Below are 3,266 nucleotides of genomic sequence, written 5' to 3'. Positions count from 1 at the left end.
GGAGGCAAGGATGGTCATCGTCAGTTTTCTTTATCCAATACTGAGCAAGCACGCTTCGATGCTGCCCATTATGTCGAGAAACATGTGCCCTTGGCCCCGGGCCTGCTTGGCGGCGCCGTCAGAGGCATTCATCGATGCCGGCTACACCAAGCGTCAGGCGCTCGAAGTGCTGATAGGGCTTGCCGCCAAGCTCATCTCCAACTTCACCAACGCGCTGGCCCATACCGAGCTTTATGATCGGGTGAAGCCGCTGGCTTGGGTACATCCCAGCGAGCGCTGAAGCGCACCCCCCACTCCACGATAGAGACAGAGAAGCATGATGATGAAGAATATCCTGATTGTATCTGCGCACCCCGAACCAACTTCGCTCACCCGGCAGTTGGTCGATGTTACTGTCGAGACGCTTGGCGCCGCCGGACACGAGATCGTGCAATCCGAACTTTACGGCATGAAGTGGAAAGCAGTGTTCGACGCCGACGACTTTCCCGTCCGCACCAATCCCGACCGGCTGTCGTTCATCATGGAATCCGGCCATGCCTATGCGACCGGCAACCAGACGCCGGATGTTGTCGCCGAACAGGCCAAACTCCTTGCCGCGGACGCGGTCATCCTGCAGTTCCCGCTGTGGTGGTACAGCGTGCCCGCGATCCTGAAGGGCTGGATCGAACGCGTCTATGCCTTTGGTTTCGCTTATGGCTACCAGAACGGCACCAACGAGTTTCGCTTCGGGAACGGCATCCTGAAGGGCAAGCGCGCGCTGGTAAATGTTCAGGCCGGTGGACCTGTGGTGGACTATGGCCCGCGCGGGATCAACGCGCCGATTGAGCAGCTGCTCTTTCCGCTGACCCACGGCGCGCTCTTCTATCCGGGCATGGATGTGCTGCCCACGCACGCTGTCTACAGCGCCGGCCATGTCTCCACCGCCGAAGAGGTCGAGGCGATCAAGGCGGGCTGGCGCGCGCGACTCGCCGGGCTGTTCACGGACGCGCCAATCCCGTTCCGTGCGCAGAACGGAGGCGATTTCCCCGATCGCCACACCATGGCGGATGACGTCGCGCCGGGCCAGACCGGCATCGTCGCGCATGTCGAAAGGGTGGTCGAGACGGTTGACGCGTGAGGCACGACGATCATGAAGCCTTCGCTGATCGCGCTGGCCGCGGGAGCATTTGCCATTGGCGCGACTGAGTTCGTGATCATCGGCCTGGTTCCCGGGATCGGGCGCGATCTCGGGATAACGCTCCCGGCGGCTGGTCTGTCGTTTCCGGCTATGCCCTCGCCGTGACGGCCGGTGCCCCCACGGTCACGGCGTTAGTCGGGCATCTGCCGCGCCGGCCGCTAGCGGTTGGATTGATGCTGCTGTTCGCACCCGGCAATCTCTTGAGCGGCTTCGCGTCCGGCTATGGCGCGATGCTGGCGGGACGCATCATCGTCCCGCTGGGCCTTCCCAATCGGGAAAGCCCTCGCACTGGTATCTCAGTATTGTGGTTTCGACCGTGTAGGCCAGAACAGGAAGGCGGCGGTGAGAGCTGCGGTGATAGCGAAATGGCACGTACTGGCTTCCGACGACCAGCGGCTCGTCCACAGGCTGCGGTCAAAGGCTATGCGTCGCCAGCGCCACGCACCGCGCTTCGGAAACGGAGATCAGAAGGTTCGATTTCAACCTCGGCGACGTACCGAGCAGTATGCCGAGTAGTCTTCGGCTCTCAGAACATCGATCGACAATATCGGATTCGTGGACACCCTCTTCCTGGAACCGCATCCCAGCTTAAGCGGAGAACATCATGATTTCACCCTACACAATAAACGTCCCTGACGAACGGCTCGCCACGATCAGAGCCAAGGTCGAGGCTTATGACTGGAGCCAGCTGCCGGATGCGGGAGGCTGGTCGGCGGGGGTCGGGGTTGATGACCTCAAGCGACTCGCCGCTTATTGGCGGGACAGCTATGACTGGCGTGCGGTCGAACGGCGCCTCAACGCGCTGCCCAACTTCACGGCCGACGTGGAAGGCGAGCACCTCCACTTCGTTCATGTGAAAGGCGACGGCTCCAAGCCGCCCGTCCTGCTTCTCCACGGCTGGCCGGGCTCGTATCTCGAGTTCGAGCGGCTGTTGGAGCCGCTCGCAGCGGACGGGCACGATGTTGTCGTCCCCTCGCTTCCTGGCTTCGCGTTCTCCAACCCGATCACGCGCCCGATCGGCCCGCGGCGGGCTGCTGCGCTCGTGCATGGGCTGATGATTCAACTGTTCGGCGACGCGCGGTATTTCATTCAAGGGGGCGATTGGGGCCACGGCATCGCGGCCTGGGCAGCGCATGATCGCCCGGACGCTCTGCTCGGCATCCATATTAACATGATGACCGTGCGTGCGGAGGACGCCGCTCCGACGACCGGCGAGGAGAAGTCCTTCGCCGCCAAGCGGGCCGCGATTGCCGATCAGGAGAGCGCCTACTTTCACGAGCAGGAAACCCGTCCGCAGACGCTCGGCATCGCGATGGCCGACAGCCCGGTGGGAGCGGCGGGCTGGATACTCAAAAAGTTCGGAAAGTGGGCCGATCTCCCGACAACCGCCAATGGCGACCCCGACATCTGGAGCAAGTTTTCCGAGGAGGAACTCCTCACCAACATCATGCTCTACATCGCGCCGGCATCGTTCGTGACTGCAACCTGGATCTACTACGGCAGCCGGCTTGAGAAGTCGCTAATGCTTCCGGCCGGCACCCGCATCCAGGTGCCGACCGGCGTTGCGGCCTTCCCCGATCCGGTGTTCTTGCCGCCGCCGCGCTCGTTCGCGGAGAAGACCTACAACATCGTGCATTGGACCGACATGCCGCGGGGCGGCCATTTCGCCGCGCTGGAAGAGCCGGAACTGATGCTGGCCGACCTGCGCGCCTTTATCGCGACGGTGTCGGGAGCGCGCTCCTGAAGGTGGAGATATCTCCGAACCAAATTCATCGTAACCGAGGCTTTTACGACGGGCGAACAAGCGAGGTAGGCGTCGATCACGTCGCCGGCTCCTGCTGGTGCGAAGACGGCGTGACCCCAAAACCGGATGCTGGGGCGCCCCAACGGTGATCGCAGCTGCAATGACGAACGTTTCGATAGGAGTAGAAAAATTGCGTTTCATTGATGCCGTGACGGGCGATGCCGCTGCAATAGTGTCAGTCGTGAACCGGGCATACAGGGCCAATGGCGCAGTTGAGGGATGGACCAACGAGCGTGGGTTGCTTGATGGACCGCGCATCGGCGAGGAGGGCGTTCGTGCGCTCAT

At 62.4% G+C, this 3,266-nt stretch carries 4 protein-coding genes and 1 pseudogene; all 5 read left to right on the top strand.

Features of this window, described 5'->3' with window-relative positions; genetic code table 11:
* Nucleotides 1-280, top strand: a pseudogene (locus EOA28_RS39660) (hypothetical protein); the annotation flags it as partial.
* Between the two features lie 36 nt (nucleotides 281-316).
* The gene (locus tag EOA28_RS29860) at nucleotides 317-1,117 is read left to right on the top strand and encodes an NAD(P)H-dependent oxidoreductase (RefSeq protein ID WP_245463252.1); all 801 of its coding nucleotides are present in this window, start codon (nucleotides 317-319) and stop codon (nucleotides 1,115-1,117) included.
* A gap of 12 nt (nucleotides 1,118-1,129) precedes the next feature.
* Nucleotides 1,130-1,282, top strand: a complete 153-nt coding sequence (locus EOA28_RS39115; RefSeq protein WP_189342242.1) for a hypothetical protein — start codon at nucleotides 1,130-1,132, stop codon at nucleotides 1,280-1,282.
* 499 nt (nucleotides 1,283-1,781) lie between these two features.
* Nucleotides 1,782-2,921, top strand: coding sequence for an epoxide hydrolase family protein (locus EOA28_RS29855; RefSeq protein ID WP_128315582.1), 1,140 nt, complete (start codon nucleotides 1,782-1,784; stop codon nucleotides 2,919-2,921).
* 160 nt (nucleotides 2,922-3,081) lie between these two features.
* A partial coding sequence (locus EOA28_RS39655; protein ID WP_210214973.1) for a hypothetical protein occupies nucleotides 3,082-3,266 on the top strand: 185 nt, incomplete at its 3' end.

Source organism: Mesorhizobium sp. M2A.F.Ca.ET.067.02.1.1, from assembly GCF_004023285.1.
GTDB lineage: Bacteria > Pseudomonadota > Alphaproteobacteria > Rhizobiales > Rhizobiaceae > Mesorhizobium.
Note: the sequence above shows the minus strand (reverse complement) of the source record. Positions and strands in the feature narration are given on the sequence as shown.